The 20,842-nt window shown below is 53.8% G+C and carries 14 protein-coding genes, 1 tRNA gene and 1 CRISPR repeat array; of the genes, 7 read left to right on the top strand and 8 right to left on the bottom strand.

Annotated elements, in window-relative coordinates; translation table 11 throughout:
* Window positions 1-32: 32 nt before the first annotated feature.
* The 3 genes from C3432_RS08440 to C3432_RS08430 form a co-directional block, all read right to left on the bottom strand.
* Window positions 33-120 (bottom strand) — tRNA-Ser (locus C3432_RS08440).
* 148 nt (window positions 121-268) lie between these two features.
* On the bottom strand, window positions 269-946 hold the full coding sequence (locus C3432_RS08435) for an isochorismatase family protein (RefSeq protein WP_103776176.1): 678 nt from the start codon (window positions 944-946) through the stop codon (window positions 269-271).
* A gap of 16 nt (window positions 947-962) precedes the next feature.
* The gene (locus C3432_RS08430; protein WP_103776175.1) at window positions 963-1,820 is read right to left on the bottom strand and encodes a pirin family protein; all 858 of its coding nucleotides are present in this window, start codon (window positions 1,818-1,820) and stop codon (window positions 963-965) included.
* Between the two features lie 107 nt (window positions 1,821-1,927).
* Between C3432_RS08430 and C3432_RS08425 the strand changes: the two genes are divergently transcribed.
* The gene (locus tag C3432_RS08425; RefSeq protein ID WP_103776174.1) at window positions 1,928-2,839 is read left to right on the top strand and encodes a LysR family transcriptional regulator; all 912 of its coding nucleotides are present in this window, start codon (window positions 1,928-1,930) and stop codon (window positions 2,837-2,839) included.
* Window positions 2,840-2,986: 147 nt separating this feature from the next.
* Window positions 2,987-3,314: direct repeats of the CRISPR family, unit length 28 nt; unit sequence GTTCACTGCCGTACAGGCAGCTTAGAAA.
* 134 nt (window positions 3,315-3,448) lie between these two features.
* On the opposite strand, the gene infA is transcribed toward C3432_RS08425, so the two are convergent.
* From infA to trxB, 5 genes are all read right to left on the bottom strand, one after another.
* On the bottom strand, window positions 3,449-3,667 hold the full coding sequence (infA, locus tag C3432_RS08420; RefSeq protein WP_001040187.1) for a translation initiation factor IF-1: 219 nt from the start codon (window positions 3,665-3,667) through the stop codon (window positions 3,449-3,451).
* Between the two features lie 295 nt (window positions 3,668-3,962).
* Window positions 3,963-4,667, bottom strand: coding sequence for a leucyl/phenylalanyl-tRNA--protein transferase (gene aat / locus C3432_RS08415; protein ID WP_103776173.1), 705 nt, complete (start codon window positions 4,665-4,667; stop codon window positions 3,963-3,965).
* Window positions 4,668-4,860: 193 nt separating this feature from the next.
* The gene (gene cydC / locus C3432_RS08410; RefSeq protein WP_103776172.1) at window positions 4,861-6,582 is read right to left on the bottom strand and encodes a heme ABC transporter ATP-binding protein/permease CydC; all 1,722 of its coding nucleotides are present in this window, start codon (window positions 6,580-6,582) and stop codon (window positions 4,861-4,863) included.
* The gene (gene cydD, locus C3432_RS08405; RefSeq protein ID WP_103776171.1) at window positions 6,583-8,349 is read right to left on the bottom strand and encodes a heme ABC transporter permease/ATP-binding protein CydD; all 1,767 of its coding nucleotides are present in this window, start codon (window positions 8,347-8,349) and stop codon (window positions 6,583-6,585) included.
* Between the two features lie 112 nt (window positions 8,350-8,461).
* Entirely contained in the window at window positions 8,462-9,430 is a 969-nt protein-coding gene (trxB, locus tag C3432_RS08400) for a thioredoxin-disulfide reductase (RefSeq protein WP_103776170.1), read from the bottom strand.
* A gap of 547 nt (window positions 9,431-9,977) precedes the next feature.
* On the opposite strand from trxB, the gene lrp reads away from it, so the two are divergent.
* The 6 genes from lrp (at window position 9,978) to dmsA (ending at window position 20,841) form a co-directional block, all read left to right on the top strand.
* A complete protein-coding gene (gene lrp, locus C3432_RS08390) occupies window positions 9,978-10,472 on the top strand; it encodes a leucine-responsive transcriptional regulator Lrp (RefSeq protein WP_002439523.1) in 495 nt (164 codons plus the stop codon).
* A 134-nt stretch (window positions 10,473-10,606) separates the two neighbouring features.
* Window positions 10,607-14,686 (top strand): DNA translocase FtsK, encoded by a 4,080-nt coding sequence (gene ftsK, locus C3432_RS08385; RefSeq protein ID WP_103776169.1) that lies wholly within the window; start codon window positions 10,607-10,609, stop codon window positions 14,684-14,686.
* A gap of 122 nt (window positions 14,687-14,808) precedes the next feature.
* Window positions 14,809-15,420: an outer membrane lipoprotein chaperone LolA gene (lolA, locus tag C3432_RS08380; RefSeq protein WP_103776168.1), complete on the top strand. Its 612-nt coding sequence runs from the start codon at window positions 14,809-14,811 to the stop codon at window positions 15,418-15,420.
* 9 nt (window positions 15,421-15,429) lie between these two features.
* Window positions 15,430-16,773 carry a replication-associated recombination protein RarA gene (gene rarA, locus C3432_RS08375; RefSeq protein ID WP_103776167.1) on the top strand — a complete coding sequence of 448 codons (1,344 nt, stop codon included), beginning with the start codon at window positions 15,430-15,432 and terminating at the stop codon, window positions 16,771-16,773.
* A gap of 92 nt (window positions 16,774-16,865) precedes the next feature.
* Window positions 16,866-18,158 carry a serine--tRNA ligase gene (gene serS / locus C3432_RS08370; protein ID WP_103776166.1) on the top strand — a complete coding sequence of 431 codons (1,293 nt, stop codon included), beginning with the start codon at window positions 16,866-16,868 and terminating at the stop codon, window positions 18,156-18,158.
* 238 nt (window positions 18,159-18,396) lie between these two features.
* Window positions 18,397-20,841, top strand: coding sequence for a dimethylsulfoxide reductase subunit A (dmsA, locus tag C3432_RS08365; RefSeq protein ID WP_103776165.1), 2,445 nt, complete (start codon window positions 18,397-18,399; stop codon window positions 20,839-20,841).
* Window position 20,842 lies beyond the last annotated feature (1 nt).

Here is a 20,842-nt window from a genome sequence, read left to right as displayed (position 1 = left end):
CCCGTACTTTCGTACGCGCTCTTTCTTAAAGATGGCGGTGAGGGGGGGATTCGAACCCCCGATACGTTGCCGTATACACACTTTCCAGGCGTGCTCCTTCAGCCACTCGGACACCTCACCATATTGTATTGCTGCCTGACCGCTTGGGGGGCAACGGGGCGCTACTATAGGGAGTTGCGCTAAAACGGTCAAGCAGTATTTACGCTTTAACTATCGTTTGGTTATCCAGTGTACATCTTCCCCACGCCAGGCTGTGCGGGGAAGTGGATTAGCGTTGTGAATCCAGCTTCTCGTTGTTCTTCACAACTTTCTGCGCCTTGCTGTAGCTTTCAATCAGCAACTGATAGGCCGGGAAGACGTGGGTATAGACCTCAGCCCATTCAGCGGCATCTTCACGGTTCCAGGTGCCCTGCAGCTCAGAGGCTACCGCAGCGGTATCCATCGGCACAACGCCAGCCTGCACCACCCGAGCGAGGGTGATCTCCTGCGCCATTTTGCTGTAAGTACCGGAAGCATCGATCACGGCAAATACCTTATACCCTTCAGCGACTGCACTGATTGCCGGGAAGGCCATGCACACGCTGGTAATCGTGCCAGCGATGATAAGCGTCTTTCGGCCCGTCGCTTTTACGGCTTCAACAAACTCTGCATTATCCCAGGCGTTAATTTCACCTTTACGCGCCACATACCTGGCATGCGGGGCGTTAACATGAATTTCCGGGATCAACGGACCGTTCGGCCCTTGCGGAACAGAGGCGGTGGTAATCACGGGCATCTTCGATAAGGTCGCCATTTTTGCCAGCGCCGCAGCCCGGGCGCGCAGTTCCGGCATCGGCATATCACCAACGGTCTGGAATAAACCGCTCTGATGATCAATTAGCAGCATGACGGAGTCGTTTACATCGATAACCGGGCGTAAGCCATTAAAATTAGCAGGACTGGACATATTCTTCTCCTCTGATTCAGATTTGGCCAAAATGGCCAGAGTTGAAATCACGTATAGCTTCCGCGATCTCTTCTTTAGTGTTCATGACAAACGGTCCGTAACCGACAATCGGCTCATTGAGCGGTTCGCCGGAGAGCAGTAGTACGCTGGCGTCACTGCTGGCTTCAAGGTGTAGCTTTTCGCCCACCAGGCTGAATACCACCAGCTGTGCTTCATTCGCTGTTGAGCCATTGACGGTGATACTGCCTTTCAAAACGACCAGCGCAGTACTCCAGCCCTCAGGCTGCGACAGCGTGACAGGTCGCGCCTGTCGCAAACGCATATCCCAGACGTTTAACGGTGAAAAGGTATGCGCCGGACCTTTGGCATCCTGATAATGCCCGGCAATCACCCGTACCGTTCCAGCGTCATCGGGCAGCATCGTGGTTGGGATTAACGCACTGGTGATGCTCTGATATCCTGGCTCCGTCATTTTGTCCTTAGCGGGCAGGTTCACCCACAGTTGCACCATCTCCAGTTCACCGCCCTGGAGGGTGAAAGCTTCGGAATGAAATTCCTGATGCAAAATCCCCGCGCCAGCGGTCATCCACTGCACGTCGCCAGGGCCGATCACGCCGCCACGACCCGTTGAGTCGCGATGCTCGACTTCGCCGCTGTAAACGACGGTAACAGTTTCAAAGCCGCGGTGAGGATGCTCACCAACCCCACGTTTTTCACTGCCTGGCGTGAAGGTGTGCGGCCCGGCATAGTCCAGCAGCAGGAACGGACTCAGCTGCTGCGCGTGAGACGGATAAGAAAACATTGAACGAACCGGAAAACCATCGCCAACCCAGTGTGGGCGCGGTGCGGTGTAGACGCCTGTGACTTGTTTCATCTTGCTCTCCCCGATAGCGTTGTTTGCTGTTAATAAGCTTATATTTACGACAACGGAGTGGGTAGAGGCTAAAATAATCCATACTGTTCTAAAAATGAGACGATGAAATGGCAAAGCCGGATCTCAATGATTTTGCATGGTTTGTACACGTAGTGGAGCAAGGCGGATTTGCGGCGGCGGGCAGGGCGCTGGATGAACCTAAGTCAAAGCTAAGTCGGCGTATTGCTCAACTGGAAGATCAACTGGGCGTTCGGCTGATTCAACGCACGACCCGGCAGTTTAATGTGACTGAGGTAGGGCAGACTTTTTACGAGCATTGCAAAGCCATGCTGGTAGAGGCGCAGGCGGCTCAGGAGGCGATTGCAGCGCTGCAGGTTGAGCCGCGCGGTATTGTAAAGCTAACGTGTCCGGTAACGTTATTGCATGTACACGTGGGACCAGTACTGGCGAAATTTATGGCCCGATACCCTGATGTCGTGCTGCAACTGGAGGCCACAAACCGTCGCGTTGACGTGGTAAGTGAAGGCGTTGATATCGCGATCAGAGTCAGGCCGCGCCCTTTTGAGGACAGCGATTTGGTTATGCGCGTGCTGGCAGAACGTAGACATCGGTTGGTTGCCAGCCCGGCGCTGATTGCAAGAATGGGGACACCTTCTTCGCCTGCTGAACTTAACCGCTGGCCTGGGCTTAGTCTTCGCGCCGGGAAGCATGTACATCGCTGGGTGCTGTTTGGACCGGAAGGCGCAAAAGCTGACGTTCAGTTCACACCCCGGTTTATTACCACTGACATGCTGGCGCTGCGTGAAGCGGCGGTTGCCGGCGTCGGGGTGGTGCAATTGCCGGTGTTGATGGTAAAGGAGCAACTTGCCGCAGGCGAGCTGGTCGCACTACTGGACGGCTGGGAGCCGGGAAGAGAAGTTATCCATGCGGTATTTCCTTCACGGCGAGGGCTATTGCCCTCTGTGCGCACGCTGGTGGATTTCTTAACGGAAGAATATGCGCGTATGGTGGAGGATTAAAAGAGAAAGTGGGATTAACCCTTTTTTGAATGCATAACTTAACGCATTGATTTTAAAGTGGTTTTATTTTCGGGCTGAAAAAGGGGGTTGTCAGTGAAATTCTGGACTTTTATCGAAAAATCAAAAAGGTAGTCTGTTATTATTTCAGTTCACTGCCGTACAGGCAGCTTAGAAATAATCTGATGAGGCTTAATCATCTGTTCTTCGGTTCACTGCCGTACAGGCAGCTTAGAAAAATGACTGAGGAGCGGAAAAATGGCAACGGATGTTCACTGCCGTACAGGCAGCTTAGAAATTCGACTTTGCGGATAACGTCGTCTTTGCTGTGTTCACTGCCGTACAGGCAGCTTAGAAAAAGACGAACCGTTGCAACTTTTGCAAAATAACGTTCACTGCCGTACAGGCAGCTTAGAAAATAGCAACAGAATCAGCCTCTAATGCGGCCTGGTTCACTGCCGTACAGGCAGCTTAGAAATCTGTTGCAGTGGACGTATGACGAGGTGGTCGCTTCACTGCCGTGCAGGCAGTTGGCAGTAAAATTTGAGGTACAAAAAAGGCCGGAAGAACCGACCTTTTACTATCTGTACGCCATTCGGGCGTGAAAACAAATCAGCGACTACGGAAGACAATGCGGCCTTTGCTCAGGTCGTACGGGGTCAGCTCAACAGTCACTTTGTCGCCCGTCAGGATGCGGATATAGTTTTTACGCATTTTACCGGAGATGTGTGCAGTAACCACGTGACCGTTTTCTAACTCTACGCGGAACATGGTATTAGGTAACGTTTCGAGCACGGTACCCTGCATTTCAATATTGTCTTCTTTGGCCATCTAATCCTCTGGGGTATCACTACCGTAATTTGAACCGGCAAGATAATGCCGAAGTTCTTTTAATAAGTAAAGATTTGTGCGTTTAAAACGCAGCAAATGAAATTTGGCGCATTACTCCGAAATTCTCCAAAAGCACACGGCAAAGCCGCACTTGAAGCGCAACGTATTAAGGGAGCGATGAGATAAACGATGGCGTTACCTGACGCGAAAGGTTCCTTAACGGTAGCGGGGTAATGGGCTAAACCAACTCTGCGACGCAATTATAACACCCCGACAAAAAATGTGCCGAAAACATTCACTCCTGAGGCGAAAATAACGTTCGTGGTACCCAAAAATCCTCTGGCAAACGCTGCTGACGCGTTATTTCAAGGTGTTCCAGATACTCTTTGCGTGAAATTTCGACGGCTCCCAGGGATGCGGTATGATTGTTGAGCACCTGGCAATCGAGCAGTTTTCCACCCTGGCGAACAAATTCCGCACAAAAAACAAGCAGTGCGGTTTTAGACGCATTTTCCTGACGGCTGAACATCGATTCAGCGCAAAACAATGTGCCTTGCGAAACGCCATACATGCCGCCAACCAGCTCATCATTGTGCCACACCTCGATGGAATGCGCATGCCCCAGGGTGTGCAAACGATGGTAGGCCTCAAGCACGCCGAGTGTGATCCATGTCCCTTCCTCACGTTCGGTTGCGCAGCCCTCAATGACCTTACCAAAGGCATGGTTTAGCGTCACACGATAAGGAGAATGGTGATGAAAACGCTTCATGCTGCGGCTGACATGAAATGTATCAGGCCACAGGACTGCGCGCGGATCCGGCGACCACCAAAGGATCGGATCGCCGGGTGAAAACCACGGGAAAATACCGTGCTGATACGCCATTAACAGGCGTGCAGAACTAAGGTCGCCGCCAAGTGCAAGCAGACCGTTAGGCTCACGTAACGCGCCTTCCGGTGAAGGGAAGGCGATTGAGTGGCGAGAGAGTTGAACCAGGCGCATGACAGCATAACTCCAGTACGCGAGAGTCGGATCGTCCAATAATAGCTTAGAGCCAGACCCATCGGGCTAATTTATTTGCCAGTCTGAACCAGGGCAGTGCTCACATCCTCACGTATTGCGTGTACGCTCCGTTTGTTCCACGCTGTCCGTGTCCTGACTGGCTGCAACACTATACGGTCTCTGAACCCGTTTTTTACAGACCTTGCTTAAACTGGTAATAACGCCCCTGCCTGGCTAACAGGTCTGCGTGATTACCTTGCTCAATGATTTGTCCGTTGTCCATCACGATAATCTTATCAAAACGCGACAATCCACGCAGACGATGCGTGACCATCAGGACGGTCTTTTCACGCATCACATCGGCCAGTAATTCAAGCATTTGGCTCTCAGTGGTGGCGTCCAGTCCTTCAGTGGGTTCATCAAGCAGCACCAGCGGCGCATCGTGCAACAGAGCGCGGGCAATAGCCAGACGGCGAAGCTCACCGCCAGAGAGCTGGCGTCCACCTTCACCCAGCCAACTGTTAAGTCCACCGTCTTCAAGCAGTTTCTCCAGACCCACACGACCCAGCGTCTCAGACAAAATTTCATCACTGGCGCTGGGGGAAGCCAGCAGCAGGTTGTCGCGCAATGTTGCGCTGAACAGGTGCACGCGCTGGGGGACCACGCTGATGGTCTGACGCAGCGTTGCCTCACTCAGCGTCGAAAGAGGGCGGTTGTTTAGCAGAATTTCACCGCTTTGCGGATCCCAGGCGCGGGTCAGTAACTGTAATAATGTCGATTTACCGCAGCCGGTGCGTCCCAGAATGGCAATGTGATCTCCGCGATTCGCCTGTAAAGAGAGGGTGTTCAGCGCGGTTTGCGCCTGTTCCGGATAAGTGAATGAAACTTCGCGCAGGGTTAACGTCACGTGTTCGGGAACATCCAGCTTCGCCTCGGGGAAGGTCACTTCCGGTTTCTGTCCGGTGAGTTCAGTAATACGCACTGCGGATGCGATCACCTGCCCCAGATGCTGAAATGCGCCCGTCACCGGAGCCAGAGCTTCAAACGCTGCCAGCGCGCAAAAGACAAACAGAGCAATCAGCGCACCGGGTTGTTCGTTTCCGCCAACGCCGCCGGATGCCATCCACAGCATCAGCATCACGGCCAGCGCCCCGATCAACAACATTACGGCCTGGGATAGCGCAGTTAATTCCGACTGGCGGCGTTGCGCTTCATGCCACTGCAATTCGGTTGCTTCCATCTGTGAACGGTAGCGCTTGCTGGCGCCAAAAATGGTTAGCTCGGCTTGTCCCTGTAGCCAGGCGGTTAGCTGCTGGCGATACAGGCCGCGTAGGTGGGTGAGATTCTGCCCGGTGCTTTTCCCGGCCCGATAAAAGACCGGCGGCATGATAAACAGCGTCAACAACATCACACCGCCAAGCGTACACGCAAGCGTGAAATCGAGCACGCTCAGCCCAACCGTCACCACCAGTATCACCACAAAAGCGCCAACCAGCGGCGAAATTACGCGCAGGTAGAGATGGTCGAGCGTGTCGACATCGGCGACCACCCGGTTGAGCAATTCGCCCTGACGATAACGGGCAAGCCCGGCAGGGGAGAGGGGCAGCAGTTTACTGAACGCGTAGATGCGCAGATGCTGAAGTACGCGAAACGTTGCGTCGTGGCTGACCAGACGTTCAAAATAACGCCCGGCGGTTCGGGTAATCGCCGCACCGCGCACCCCAGCGGCGGGCAGCATGTAGTTAAAGCTGTAGATACCTGCCACCCCCGCAACGGCGGAAGCGGACAGGAACCAGCCGGAAAGCGTTAGCAGACCAATACTGGCCAGCAGGGTAACGATGGCCAGTACGATCCCGAGGAGCAACATCCACTTATGACGTTTATACAGCGCCAGATAGGGTAGCAAAGCACGCATTTAGATCTCCTCCTGACGATGAGCCAATAGCGTCGCAAATGGGCCACCGGCCGCGCTCAGTTCTGCATAATGGCCTTGCTCGACAATCTGACCGTCCTGCATCACCCAAATCGTGTCCCAGTCGGCAAGATCTTCGAGTTGGTGCGTTACCATCAGGGTGGTCTGACGTTTTGACGCGGCACCGAGCGCCTGCATTACACGCTGCTCGCTGTGCGCATCCAGACTGGCCGCGGGTTCATCCAGCAATAACAGTTTGCAAGGATTTAGCAGCGCGCGCGCCACGGCCACACGCTGTGCCTGACCCACTGACAGACGCGCCGCCTGATCGCCGATCGGTGTATCAACACCCTGGGGCAATTGGGGCAGAAACTCACTTACCCAGGCGCTGTCGAGGGCTTTTTGCAACGCTTGCTCACTGGCATCGGGACGCGCCAGCAGAACGTTGTCCCGTAACGTCGCCGCGGGCAGCTGCGGGTTTTGTCCGACCCAGGAGAGATGTTTACGCCAGGATTCTGGTGATAGATCGCGAAGTTCTGTGCCGTTGATGCACAGTGAACCCTGATAAGACAAAAAGCCTGAGAGCACGTTCAGCAGCGAACTTTTCCCGGAACCGCTGCGCCCGACCAGTACCGCTCGCTCTCCGGGTGCGAGGGTAAAATTGAGTGGCCCGGCAAGGGTTTTTCCTTCAGGCGAGGTGATAACCAGATCTTTTGCTGTAATGGTAACCGGATCCTGGGTCGTCAGTTCAACATCCCCCTGTTCCGGATGGGCGAGCGGTGTTTCCAGAAACGTTTTCAGGCTGTCGGCCGCGCCAACGGCCTGCGCTTTCGCGTGATAGAACGTGCCCAGATCGCGCAGCGGCTGGAAAAACTCCGGGGCGAGAATCAGAGCCAGGAAGCCCGCGGCGAGCGTAACGCCGGCACCATAATGACCAAAATTGAGTTCACCGAGATAAGAGAAGCCAAAGTAGACCGCGACCAGCGCAATGGATAGTGACGTGAAGAATTCAAGGATACCAGAAGATAAAAAGGCAAGACGCAGCACTTCCATTGTCCGCTGGCGGAAATCCTGTGACGCGGCGCGAATACTCTCTGTTTCGGCCTCGCCACGACCAAAAATGCGCAGCGTTTCCATCCCGCGTAAGCGATCGAGAAAATGACCGCTCAGGCGGGCCAGCGCCAGGAAGTTGCGACGGTTAGCATCGGCGGCGCCCATGCCCACCATTGCCATGAATAACGGAATAAGCGGCGCTGTGCCTAACAGAATCAGCGCAGCGGCCCAGTTGGAGGGGAAAATCGCCGCCACAATCAGTAACGGAACGCTGACGGCAAGGGCCATCTGCGGCAAATAGCGCGCATAGTAATCGTGCATATCGTCAATTTGTTCAAGCACCAGCGTCGCCCAGCTCCCCGCCGGTTTTCCCTGAATCCACGCGGGCCCAGCCTGTTGTAACCTGTCCAGTACCTGTCGGCGGATCTCAAAACGAATGTGCTGTCCGGCGTGAAATCCGACGCGTTCCCGCAGCCAGACAATCCAGGCACGCAGAATGAAGACCAGCACCAACAGGACGAACGGGAGCAGCAGCGCTTCGCGGGGAATATTCTCCATTATCATATGCTGCAGAATGCGCGCCATGATCCAGGCCTGAGCAACAATCAATACGCCGCTCACAAACCCCAGCAGACGCGAAATGTTCAGCCAGCGCTGGGAGATGACGCTTTGCTGTTTTAACCAGCGGGTTAACTCTTTTTGACGGGTTTTGTTCATTGCACGCTTAGCAGGTGAGTTATCGGTATTTTTTTGCAGGGCAATGTTACAACGAGGCAAAAATAAAGGCGACTTCTAGTCGCCTTTTTTACTTTTGTTACTGATTTGTAAACTATTTGCAGGCGTCAGCCAGACCATCCAGGTAGCGCTCAGCGTCCAGCGCTGCCATGCAGCCGGTGCCCGCAGAGGTGATCGCCTGACGGTAAATGTGGTCCATCACGTCCCCGGCAGCAAATACGCCAGGAATGCTGGTCTGAGTCGCGTTACCGTGGATGCCGGACTGCACTTTGATATAGCCGTTTTCCAGCGCCAGTTGACCGTCAAAAATGGCGGTGTTCGGGCTGTGACCAATGGCGACAAACAGACCTGCAACGTCAAGAGATTCAATGTTGTCGGCATTCAGTGTATCGCGCAGACGCAGACCGGTGACGCCCATCTGATCGCCGGTGACTTCTTCCAGCGTGCGATGGGTGTGCAGCACGATATTCCCGTTCTCGACTTTATCCATCAGACGCTTAATCAGGATCTTCTCTGCACGGAAACTGTCACGACGGTGAATCAGATGCACTTCAGCCGCGATATTCGACAGGTACAGCGCTTCTTCAACTGCGGTATTGCCGCCGCCGATGACCGCCACTTTTTGGTTGCGGTAGAAGAAACCATCACACGTCGCGCAAGCGGAAACGCCGCGGCCTTTGAATGCTTCTTCTGATGGCAGACCCAGATAGCGCGCGGAGGCGCCGGTGGCAATGATCAACGCATCGCAGGTGTATTCTGCGCTGTCGCCAGTCAGACGGAACGGACGATTCTGCAGATCCACTTTGTTGATGTGATCGAAGATAATTTCGGTTTCAAATTTTGTTGCATGTTCATGCATGCGTTCCATCAGCAGCGGGCCGGTCAGATCGTTTGGATCGCCAGGCCAGTTTTCCACTTCTGTTGTGGTGGTCAGTTGGCCGCCTTTTTCCATGCCGGTAATCAGAACCGGTTTCAGGTTTGCGCGCGCTGCGTAGACAGCAGCGGTATATCCCGCAGGTCCTGAACCAAGAATAAGCAGTTTACTGTGTTTGGTCGTGCCCATGAGATCCCCATAGTTGTTGGCAGACAATGGGCAGGATTGTAGGGAATTTGCAGACGTAAAAAAAGAGTGCAGCGATTTTGTTAACAATTTGTGTAATAGCAGAAGCCGATGAATGGGGGAATTTGCGTCTGGATCATAATGATTGCTACTAAAACGGAGTCAGTTATAAGGTGATAAAATGACGATTTACCACCACTCTGAATGAATAACTGGCATGTTGTACTAAAAATCGATGTTTTGCTTTGACAATCACCTGCTGTTTTGCGAAAACATTCCTTGAAGAGAAAAACAGTGTTATGTGTGTGCCGCATAATCATGCATGTAAATACCATGTTTACCGGGCTAGTGAAATCTACGCATGGCGTGGACAGACGCCATTCGTGATGTCGATAGCAGCCGTGAGGCAACGGTCTTCTCACCATAGACCCAGGCATTGCGCGCCGTTAATCCCTCTGGGTTTCGGTCTATTGTGATGGGCAGCGACTCTAAACAGTGATGTGTATAGAGTCAGGCAGGAGTAGGGAAGGAATACAGAGAGACAATAATAATGGTAGATAGCAAGAAGCGTCCTGGCAAAGATCTCGACCGTATCGATCGTAACATTCTTAATGAGTTGCAAAAGGATGGGCGTATTTCCAATGTCGAGCTTTCTAAACGAGTGGGACTTTCCCCGACGCCCTGCCTTGAGCGTGTGCGTCGTCTGGAGAGACAGGGTTTTATTCAGGGCTATACGGCACTGTTGAACCCACATTATCTGGATGCATCACTTTTGGTTTTTGTTGAGATTACTCTGAATCGTGGTGCGCCGGATGTGTTTGAACAATTTAACTCTGCTGTACAAAAACTTGAAGAAATTCAAGAGTGTCATCTAGTTTCCGGTGATTTCGACTACCTGTTGAAAACACGCGTGCCGGATATGTCAGCGTACCGTAAGCTGTTGGGTGAGACCCTGCTGCGTCTGCCTGGCGTGAATGACACACGTACATACGTGGTGATGGAAGAAGTCAAACAGAGTAATCGTCTGGTTATTAAGACGCGCTAATACGGAACAGGTGCAAAATCGGCGTATTTTGATTACACTCCTGTTAATCCATACAGCAACAGTGCCAGGGCAACCTGGTGCTGTTGTCCGTTTTAGCATCGGGCAGGAAAAGCCCGAAACCTGGAGAGCCTTTTTTGAGCCAGGAATACACTGAAGACAAAGAAGTCACATTGACCAAGTTAAGCAGCGGGCGCCGACTTCTGGAGGCGTTGCTGATCCTTATTGCGCTTTTTGCCGTCTGGCTGATGGCCGCTTTACTGAGCTTTAATCCCTCAGATCCCAGCTGGTCGCAAACGGCCTGGCACGAGCCTATCCATAACCTGGGCGGTGCGCCGGGCGCGTGGCTGGCTGACACTCTGTTTTTCATTTTTGGGGTGATGGCTTACACCATCCCGGTAATCATTGTTGGCGGCTGCTGGTTTGCCTGGCGACATCAGACCAACGATGACTATATTGACTACTTTGCCGTCTCACTGCGTATTATTGGCGTTTTGGCGCTGATCCTGACCTCCTGCGGCCTGGCGGCAATCAATGCCGATGACATCTGGTATTTTGCCTCTGGCGGCGTTATTGGCAGCCTGTTGAGCACTACGCTAAAACCGTTGTTGCACAGCAGCGGCGGAACGATCACGTTGTTGTGTATTTGGGCTGCGGGCCTGACTCTTTTTACCGGCTGGTCATGGGTCAGCATTGCGGAAAAACTCGGCGGCTGGTTATTGAATATCCTGACGTTCGCCAGTAATCGCACCCGTCGTGACGATACGTGGGTGGAAGACGACGAATATGAAGATGATGAAGAGTACGAAGACGAAACGGATGGCGTGAAACGCGAATCCCGTCGGGCACGTATTCTTCGTGGCGCGCTGGCGCGCCGTAAACGGTTGGCTGAGAAATTTATTAACCCACGTGGTCGTCATACCGATGCGGCGCTGTTCTCCGGCAAACGCATGGATGATGATGAAGAGATTGAATACAGTGCGCGTGGCGTGGCGGCCGATCCTGATGACGTGTTGTTCTCAGGGAATCGGGCGATGCAGTTGGAATATGATGAGTACGATCCGCTGCTGAATGGTCACTCTGTTACTGAGCCTGTTGCAGCTGCTGCTGCAGCGACGGCTGCAACTCAGACGTGGGCGGCTCCGGTCGACCCCATTGTGCCAATGCCGCAAGTTCCGGAAGGCGAACCGGTTTCTGTTCAGCCGGTTGTCGAGTGGCAGCCGGTTCCCGGCCCGCAAACGGTTGAGCCGGTCATAGCGCCTGCGCCGGAAGGCTACCCGCCGCATACGCAAGAGTATGCTCAGCCGCAGAATATGCCGTACGAGCCATGGCAACAGCCTGTTGAAGGCAATTCTCCGCAGCAATATTATGCCCCGCAGGCGGCTGACCCCGTATATGCTCAGCCTGTCGAGCCACAGCCGCAAACACAGTGGCACTCACAGGAACCCGCTGCAGAGCAAACCTGGCAACCGGAACCGGTTAATCAACAGGAACCCGTGCCACAGCCGGATTATCATCAGCATCAATCCACATTCCAGCAACCTGTTGTTGAACAGCCGCCTGCTGTTTCCGCGTCAGAACCTGTGGTGGAAGAGACAAAACCGGCTCGCCCGCCGCTCTACTATTTTGAAGAAGTGGAAGAGAAGCGTGCGCGTGAACGCGAGCAACTGGCTGCATGGTATCAGCCAATTCCTGAACCGCTTGAAAAGCCAGAGCCTGTTAAACCTTCTGCCACCGTTACTGCTTCAGTTCCTCCTGTAGAAGCTGCCGCCGCAATTGCGCCAGTCGCGGCAGGTGTGAAGGAGGCGACGCTGGCTGCGGGTGCTGTTGCCGCTCCTGTGTTCAGTCTGGCAAATGGTGGTGCTCCGCGTCCGCAGGTAAAAGAGGGGATTGGCCCGCAGTTGCCGCGTCCGAATCGAGTGCGTGTTCCAACGCGACGTGAGCTGGCGTCATATGGCATAAAATTGCCGTCGCAGCGTATCGCCGAAGAGAAAGCGCGTGAAGCAGGGCAGTATCAGAATCATACCGATAATGACTACGGCGATGATGAAATTGATGTCATGCAGCAGGATGAGCTGGCTCGCCAGTTTGCACAGTCGCAACAGAATCGTTATGGCAACGAGTATCAGCATGAGGTTTCTCAGGTTGAGGACGAGGATGCCTCGGCTGAAGCTGAACTGGCGCGCCAGTTTGCCTCATCACAGCAGCAGCGTTACTCAGGGGAGCAACCTGCCGGAGCAAATCCATTCTCGCTGGATGATTTTGAATTTTCGCCGATGAAAACGCTGGTGGATGATGGCCCTCATGAACCATTGTTCACGCCGGGCGTCATGCCGGAAGTCGCGCCCGTGCCGCAGCAGCAGTATCAGCAGCCGCAACAGACGGTAGCACCACAGCAGCAGTATCAGCAGCCGCAACAGCCGGTAGCGCCGCAACAGCAGTATCAGCAGCCGCAACAGCCGATAGCGCCACAGCATCAGTATCAGCAGCCGCAACAGCCGGTAGCGCCACAGCAGCAATATCAGCAACCGCAACAGCTGGCAGCACCGCAGCAGCAGTATCAGCAGCCGCAACGGCCGGTAGCGCCGCAGCAGCAGTATCAGCAGCCGCAGCAGCCGGTAGCGACGCAGCAGCAGTATCAGCAGCCGCAGCAGCCAGTTGCTCCGCAGGCGCAGGAAAGTTTGATCCATCCGCTGCTGATGCGTAATGGCGACAGTCGTCCGCTGCAGAGACCGAGCACCCCTCTGCCATCGCTGGATCTATTGACCCCGCCGCCGAGTGAGGTTGAACCTGTTGATACCATTGCGCTGGAGCAGATGGCACGCCTGGTGGAAGCACGTCTGGCGGATTTCCGTATTAAGGCCGATGTGGTGAACTATTCCCCTGGGCCAGTGATCACCCGCTTTGAGCTTAATCTGGCACCGGGGGTCAAAGCCGCGCGTATTTCTAACCTCTCCCGCGACCTGGCGCGTTCTTTATCAACCGTTGCGGTACGCGTGGTGGAAGTTATTCCAGGTAAACCTTACGTTGGCCTGGAACTGCCGAATAAAAAACGTCAGACCGTGTATCTGCGTGAGGTGCTGGATAACGCGAAATTCCGCGAGAATCCATCGCCGCTGACCATCGTGCTGGGTAAAGATATCGCGGGCGATCCGGTTATTGCGGATCTGGCCAAAATGCCTCACCTGCTGGTTGCCGGTACAACCGGTTCCGGTAAGTCCGTGGGGGTGAACGCCATGATCCTCAGCATGCTGTATAAAGCGCAGCCGGAAGATGTTCGCTTCATCATGATCGACCCAAAAATGTTGGAGCTCTCGGTCTACGAAGGTATCCCGCATCTGCTGACGGAAGTGGTCACAGATATGAAAGACGCGGCCAATGCCCTGCGCTGGAGCGTGAATGAAATGGAGCGTCGCTACAAGCTGATGTCTGCGCTTGGCGTGCGTAATCTGGCAGGTTACAACGAGAAAATCGCGGAAGCCGCGCGGATGGGACGTCCGATTCCAGATCCGTACTGGAAACCGGGCGACAGTATGGATGCTCAGCATCCTGTACTGGAAAAATTGCCTTACATTGTCGTGCTGGTGGATGAATTTGCCGACCTGATGATGACCGTTGGTAAAAAAGTCGAAGAGCTGATTGCTCGTCTGGCGCAGAAAGCGCGTGCGGCAGGGATTCACCTGGTGCTGGCGACGCAGCGTCCGTCGGTTGACGTCATTACCGGTCTGATTAAAGCCAACATCCCGACCCGTATCGCCTTTACCGTGTCCAGTAAGATTGACTCGCGTACCATCCTCGATCAGGGCGGTGCGGAATCGCTGCTGGGAATGGGGGATATGCTCTATTCCGGGCCGAACTCATCAATGCCGGTTCGTGTTCACGGTGCTTTTGTCCGCGATCAGGAAGTCCATGCGGTAGTTCAGGACTGGAAAGCACGCGGCCGTCCGCAATATGTCGATGGCATTACCTCCGACAGTGAAAGTGAAGGTGGCAGCGGCGGTTTTGACAGTGGCGAAGAGCTGGACGCACTATTCGATCAGGCAGTTAACTTTGTCACTGAGAAGCGCAAAGCCTCAATATCTGGCGTACAGCGCCAGTTCCGTATCGGTTATAACCGTGCGGCGCGCATCATCGAACAGATGGAAGCGCAGGGGATTGTCAGCGAGCAGGGCCATAATGGTAATCGAGAAGTGCTGGCACCGCCTCCCTTCGAGTGATTGCAAAGTTGGGTAAATATTTAAAAATTCAGTATTTTCTTCTTTCCTCCTGCTGATTTTTGGCCTGGAATGGATAGCAGAGGGATCTCCCGGTCGGGAGTGACGTATTTTGAGGAACAATGATGAAAAAAATTGCAATCACCTGTGCATTACTCTCAGGTTTCGTCGTGAGCAGCGTATGGGCGGATGCCGCCAGCGATCTGAAAAGTCGCCTGGATAAAGTCAGCAGTTTCCATGCCAGCTTTACCCAGAAAGTGACTGATGGCAGCGGCGCTGCCGTTCAGGAAGGTCAGGGCGATCTGTGGGTTAAGCGTCCAAATCTGTTTAACTGGCACATGACACAGCCTGACGAGAGCATTCTGGTTTCTGATGGTAAAACTCTGTGGTTCTTTAACCCGTTTGTCGAACAGGCAACGGCGACCTGGCTGAAAGACGCCACGGGTAACACGCCGTTTATGCTGATTGCACGCAATCAGTCCAGCGACTGGCAGCAGTATAACATCAGGCAGAACGGCGATGACTTTGTTCTGACGCCCAAAACCAGCAGCGGTAACCTGAAGCAGTTCACTATCAACGTGGGGCGCGACGGAACTATTCATCAGTTCAGCGCCGTAGAACAGGACGATCAGCGCAGCAGCTATCAGCTGAAATCTCAGCAAAATGGCGCTGTTGAAGCATCGAAATTTACCTTTACTCCACCGCAAGGTGTAACGGTAGACGACCAACGTAAGTAGAGGCGATGAGTGAGCAATCTGTCGCTCGATTTTTCTGATAATACCTTTCAACCACTGGCCGCACGTATGCGGCCAGAAAATTTAGCGCAATACATTGGTCAGCAGCATTTGCTGGCAGCGGGTAAGCCTTTGCCTCGCGCAATTGAGGCCGGTCATCTGCATTCGATGATTTTATGGGGGCCGCCAGGGACCGGTAAAACCACGCTCGCAGAAGTGATTGCCCGCTATGCCAACGCCGACGTGGAGCGCATCTCGGCAGTAACTTCCGGCGTTAAAGAGATCCGTGAGGCCATCGAGCGCGCCCGTCAGAATCGAAATGCCGGACGTCGTACCATTCTGTTTGTCGATGAAGTTCATCGCTTCAACAAAAGCCAACAGGATGCCTTCTTACCCCATATTGAAGATGGCACCATTACCTTTATTGGTGCAACGACCGAAAATCCCTCGTTTGAACTTAATTCCGCGCTGCTGTCACGCGCGCGCGTCTATTTACTCAAATCGCTGACCACTGAAGATATTGAGCATGTGCTACGTCAGGCGATGGAAGATAAAGCGCGTGGCTACGGCGAACAGGCTATTGTGCTACCAGACGAGACGTGTCGGGCGATTGCTGAACTGGTCAACGGTGACGCGCGTCGGGCGCTTAATACGCTGGAAATGATGGCGGATATGGCGGAAGTGGACGCCAGCGGAAAGCGAGTATTGCTGCCAGCGCTGTTGACCGAAATTGCCGGAGAGCGCAGTGCCCGCTTCGACAACAAAGGCGACCGCTTTTATGATCTGATCTCTGCGTTGCATAAATCGGTTCGCGGCAGCGCTCCGGATGCGGCGCTCTATTGGTATGCCCGTATTATTTCAGCCGGTGGCGATCCGCTTTATGTCGCCCGCCGTTGTCTGGCGATCGCGTCTGAAGATGTCGGAAATGCAGATCCGCGTGCGATGCAGGTGGCGATCTCCGCATGGGATTGCTTTACCCGGGTCGGTCCAGCCGAGGGCGAAAGAGCAATTGCGCAGGCAATTGTCTATTTAGCCTGCGCACCGAAGAGTAATGCGGTTTATACCGCTTTCAAAGCGGCGCTGGCCGATGCCCGCGAACGTCCGGATTACGATGTACCGGTTCACTTGCGTAATGCGCCGACAAAGCTGATGAAGGAGATGGGCTACGGTCAGGAGTATCGCTACGCTCATGACGAACCTAATGCTTATGCTGCAGGCGAGGAATATTTCCCGCAGGAAATGGCACAAACACGCTATTATCACCCGACAAACAGAGGTCTTGAGGGCAAGATTGGCGAAAAGCTCGCCTGGCTCGCCGGACAGGATCAAAATAGCCCTATAAAACGCTACCGTTAGCGCAGGCGTTGCGGTAATGTTGGCAATGTATCCCTGTGACTGCAGGCTGTGGTCACTTTTTCCTATTTCAATTCGATAAGCACAGGATAAGCATGCTCGATCCCAATCTGCTGCGTAATGAGCCAGACGCAGTCGCTGAAAAACTGGCACGCCGGGGCTTTAAGCTGGATGTAGATAAGCTGCGCGCTCTTGAAGAGCGTCGTAAAGTTTTGCAGGTCAATACCGAGAACCTGCAGGCAGAGCGTAACTCTCGATCGAAATCCATCGGCCAGGCGAAAGCGCGCGGGGAAGACATTGAGCCTTTACGTCTGGAAGTGAACAAGCTGGGCGAAGAGCTGGATGCAGCCAAAGCTGAGCTGGACACCTTACAGGCAGAGATCCGCGATATTGCGCTGACCATTCCTAACCTGCCGGCCGATGAAGTTCCGGTGGGCAAAGATGAAAATGACAACATTGAAGTCAGCCGCTGGGGGACTCCACGCGAGTTTGATTTCGAGGTGCGCGATCATGTAACGCTGGGCGAAATGCACGCGGGGCTTGACTTTGCGGCTGCGGTTAAGCTGACAGGTTCTCGTTTTGTGGTGATGAAAGGGCAAATTGCCCGTATGCACCGTGCACTGTCGCAGTTCATGCTGGATCTGCATACCGAGCAGCATGGCTACGGTGAAAACTATGTACCGTATCTGGTCAACCATGACACGCTGTATGGCACCGGTCAGTTACCGAAATTTGCCGGCGATCTGTTCCATACCCGTCCGCTGGAAGAAGAGGCTGACAGCAGCAACTACGCGCTGATCCCGACTGCGGAAGTGCCTTTGACCAACCTGGTACGCGATGAGATCATCGACGAAGATCAACTGCCAATCAAAATGACCGCGCATACGCCGTGCTTCCGTTCTGAAGCCGGTTCTTACGGTCGCGACACCCGTGGTCTGATCCGTATGCACCAGTTTGATAAAGTTGAGATGGTGCAGATAGTCCGTCCGGAAGATTCTATGGACGCACTGGAAGAGATGACCGGTCACGCAGAAAAAGTTCTGCAACTGCTCGGTCTGCCGTATCGTAAAATCATCCTGTGTACGGGTGACATGGGCTTCGGCGCGTGCAAAACCTACGATCTGGAAGTGTGGATCCCTGCGCAGAATACCTATCGCGAGATCTCCTCCTGTTCTAACGTCTGGGATTTCCAGGCGCGTCGCATGCAGGCTCGCTGCCGCAGCAAGTCAGATAAAAAGACCCGTCTGGTTCACACTCTGAATGGTTCTGGTCTGGCTGTAGGTCGTACTCTGGTTGCCGTAATGGAAAACTACCAGCAGGCTGATGGCCGTATTGAGGTGCCGGAAGTTTTACGTCCGTATATGAACGGACTGGAATATATCGGTTAATCCCCCGTCCTCTCACTTCTGAAAAGCGCCTTCCGGCGCTTTTTTTGTGCCTGTTTGATACCGGACAATGATCCTTACTCCCTTCGGGGTAATACTCCCTGAGAGTGAAAAGCAGTATTTCACGCTGTTTTTCAGGAATTAATTATATACAAACTTATATAACGATATCATCGTTGTGTATATAAATATACAGCGATTTTTTGCTTTTGTTAATTACGAGCAAGCAGAGTGAGCCATTATGAAAACTAAGATCCCCGATGCCGTACTGGCAACTGAGGTGAGTCGTCGTGGTTTGGTAAAAACGACGGCGATAGGCGGACTGGCCGTGGCCAGCAGCGCGTTTACCCTGCCATTCACCCGAATAGTTAATGCAGCTGAAGCCATCAGTCCTGCACAAAGCAATGAAAAAGTTATCTGGAGCGCCTGCACGGTAAACTGTGGGAGCCGTTGCCCGCTGCGAATGCATGTAGTGGACGACGAAATCAAGTACGTGGAAACAGACAATACCGGTGACGATGACTACGAGGGGCTGCATCAGGTTCGCGCCTGCCTGCGTGGACGCTCTATGCGGCGTCGCGTTTATAATCCGGATCGCCTGAAGTATCCGATGAAACGCGTGGGTAAACGTGGCGAAGGCAAATTTGAACGTATCAGTTGGGATGAGGCTTACGAGATCATCGCCAGCAATATGCAGCGTCTGATCAAAGACTACGGTAACGAATCCATCTATCTGAACTACGGTACCGGTACGCTGGGCGGTACCCTGACCCGTTCCTGGCCACCAGGTAAAACGCTGGTCGCCCGCCTGATGAACTGCTGTGGCGGTTATCTGAATCACTATGGTGATTACTCCTCCGCGCAGATTGCCGCCGGTCTGAACTACACCTACGGCGGATGGGCAGACGGAAACAGTCCTTCCGATATCGAAAACAGCAAGCTGGTGGTGCTGTTTGGCAACAACCCAGGTGAAACCCGCATGAGCGGCGGTGGGGTAACCTACTACCTCGAACAGGCGCGGCAGAAATCAAAGGCGCGGATGATTATTATCGATCCACGTTATACCGACACCGGCGCGGGTCGTGAAGACGAATGGATCCCGATTCGCCCTGGTACGGATGCGGCGCTGGTGAATGCGCTGGCGTATGTCCTGATCACCGAAAATATGGTCGATCAACCGTTCCTCGACAAATACTGCGTGGGTTACGACGAGAAAACGTTACCTGCCAGCGCGCCGAAGAACGGCCACTATAAAGCCTATATTCTGGGAGAGGGAAAAGACGGTACTGCGAAAACGCCAGAGTGGGCGGCGCAGATTACCGGAATTCCGGCGGATCGTATTATTAAACTGGCGCGTGAAATCGGCAGCGCTAAACCGGCTTATATCAGCCAGGGGTGGGGGCCACAGCGTCACGCCAATGGTGAAATTGCCACCCGCGCGATTTCCATGCTGGCTATCCTGACCGGTAACGTCGGAATTAACGGTGGCAACAGCGGTGCGCGTGAAGGCTCATACAGTTTGCCGTTTGAGCGTATGCCTACCCTGGAAAATCCGGTTGAGACCAGTATTTCTATGTTTATGTGGACCGACGCGATTGAGCGCGGCCCGGAAATGACCGCCCTTCGCGACGGCGTGCGCGGAAAAGATAAGCTTGATGTTCCGATTAAGATGATCTGGAACTATGCTGGTAACTGCCTGATTAACCAGCATTCTGAAATCAACCGCACGCATGAAATTCTGCAGGATGACAAGAAGTGCGAAATGATTGTTGTCATTGACTGTCACATGACTTCTTCAGCGAAATATGCCGATATCCTGCTGCCGGACTGCACCGCGTCTGAGCAGATGGACTTTGCGCTGGATGCGTCCTGCGGGAATATGTCCTATGTCATTTTCACTGACCAGGCCATTACGCCGCGCTTTGAGTGCAAGACTATCTATCAGATGACCAGCGAGCTGGCGAAGCGTCTGGGCGTGGAGCAGCAGTTTACTGAAGGACGTACCCAGGAAGAGTGGATGCGTCATCTGTACGAACAGTCACGTAAAGCGATTCCGGATCTGCCGACGTTTGAAGAGTTCCGCAAGCAGGGCATCTTTAAGCAGCGCGACCCGGAAGGTCATCACGTCGCGTATAAAGCCTTCCGTGAAGATCCACAGGCGAATCCGCTGACGACGCCGACGGGCAAAATTGAGATCTACTCGCAGGCGTTGGCGGATATAGCGGCGACCTGGGAACTGCCGGAAGGGGATGTCATTGACCCGCTGCCGATCTACACCCCAGGGTTTGAAAACTACAACGATCCGCTGACCAAAGACTATCCGTTGCAATTGACCGGCTTCCACTACAAGTCTCGCGTGCATTCCACCTACGGCAACGTTGACGTGCTGAAAGCCGCCTGTCGGCAGGATATGTGGATTAACCCGATGGATGCGCAAAAACGTGGCATCAGTAACGGGGACAAGGTGCGGATATTTAACGGTCGTGGTGAGCTGCATATCGAGGCGAAAGTGACGCCGCGTATGATGCCTGGCGTTGTCGCGGTGAGTGAAGGCGCCTGGTACGACCCGGATACAAAACGTATCGATCAGGGCGGTTGTATTAACGTGCTGACCACTCAGCGTCCGTCTCCTCTCGCTAAGGGGAATCCGTCACATACAAACCTTGTTCAGGTTGAAAAGGTATAAG

The sequence above is a fragment of the Citrobacter amalonaticus genome (assembly GCF_002918555.1).
Lineage (GTDB): Bacteria > Pseudomonadota > Gammaproteobacteria > Enterobacterales > Enterobacteriaceae > Citrobacter_C > Citrobacter_C amalonaticus_A.
The sequence above is the reverse complement of the archived record's forward strand: the minus strand, read 5'-3'. Positions and strand labels throughout refer to the sequence as shown.

Excerpts from the sequence above, each read along its gene's own strand:
- C3432_RS08435 (WP_103776176.1), bottom strand. The coding sequence starts at position 946 with ATGTCCAGTCCTGCTAATTTTAATGGCTTACGCCCGGTTATCGATGTA.
- C3432_RS08430 (WP_103776175.1), bottom strand. The coding sequence starts at position 1,820 with ATGAAACAAGTCACAGGCGTCTACACCGCACCGCGCCCACACTGGGTT.
- C3432_RS08425 (WP_103776174.1), top strand. The coding sequence starts at position 1,928 with ATGGCAAAGCCGGATCTCAATGATTTTGCATGGTTTGTACACGTAGTG.
- infA (WP_001040187.1), bottom strand. The coding sequence starts at position 3,667 with ATGGCCAAAGAAGACAATATTGAAATGCAGGGTACCGTGCTCGAAACG.
- aat (WP_103776173.1), bottom strand. The coding sequence starts at position 4,667 with ATGCGCCTGGTTCAACTCTCTCGCCACTCAATCGCCTTCCCTTCACCG.
- cydC (WP_103776172.1), bottom strand. The coding sequence starts at position 6,582 with ATGCGTGCTTTGCTACCCTATCTGGCGCTGTATAAACGTCATAAGTGG.
- cydD (WP_103776171.1), bottom strand. The coding sequence starts at position 8,349 with ATGAACAAAACCCGTCAAAAAGAGTTAACCCGCTGGTTAAAACAGCAA.
- trxB (WP_103776170.1), bottom strand. The coding sequence starts at position 9,430 with ATGGGCACGACCAAACACAGTAAACTGCTTATTCTTGGTTCAGGACCT.
- lrp (WP_002439523.1), top strand. The coding sequence starts at position 9,978 with ATGGTAGATAGCAAGAAGCGTCCTGGCAAAGATCTCGACCGTATCGAT.
- lolA (WP_103776168.1), top strand. The coding sequence starts at position 14,809 with ATGAAAAAAATTGCAATCACCTGTGCATTACTCTCAGGTTTCGTCGTG.
- serS (WP_103776166.1), top strand. The coding sequence starts at position 16,866 with ATGCTCGATCCCAATCTGCTGCGTAATGAGCCAGACGCAGTCGCTGAA.
- dmsA (WP_103776165.1), top strand. The coding sequence starts at position 18,397 with ATGAAAACTAAGATCCCCGATGCCGTACTGGCAACTGAGGTGAGTCGT.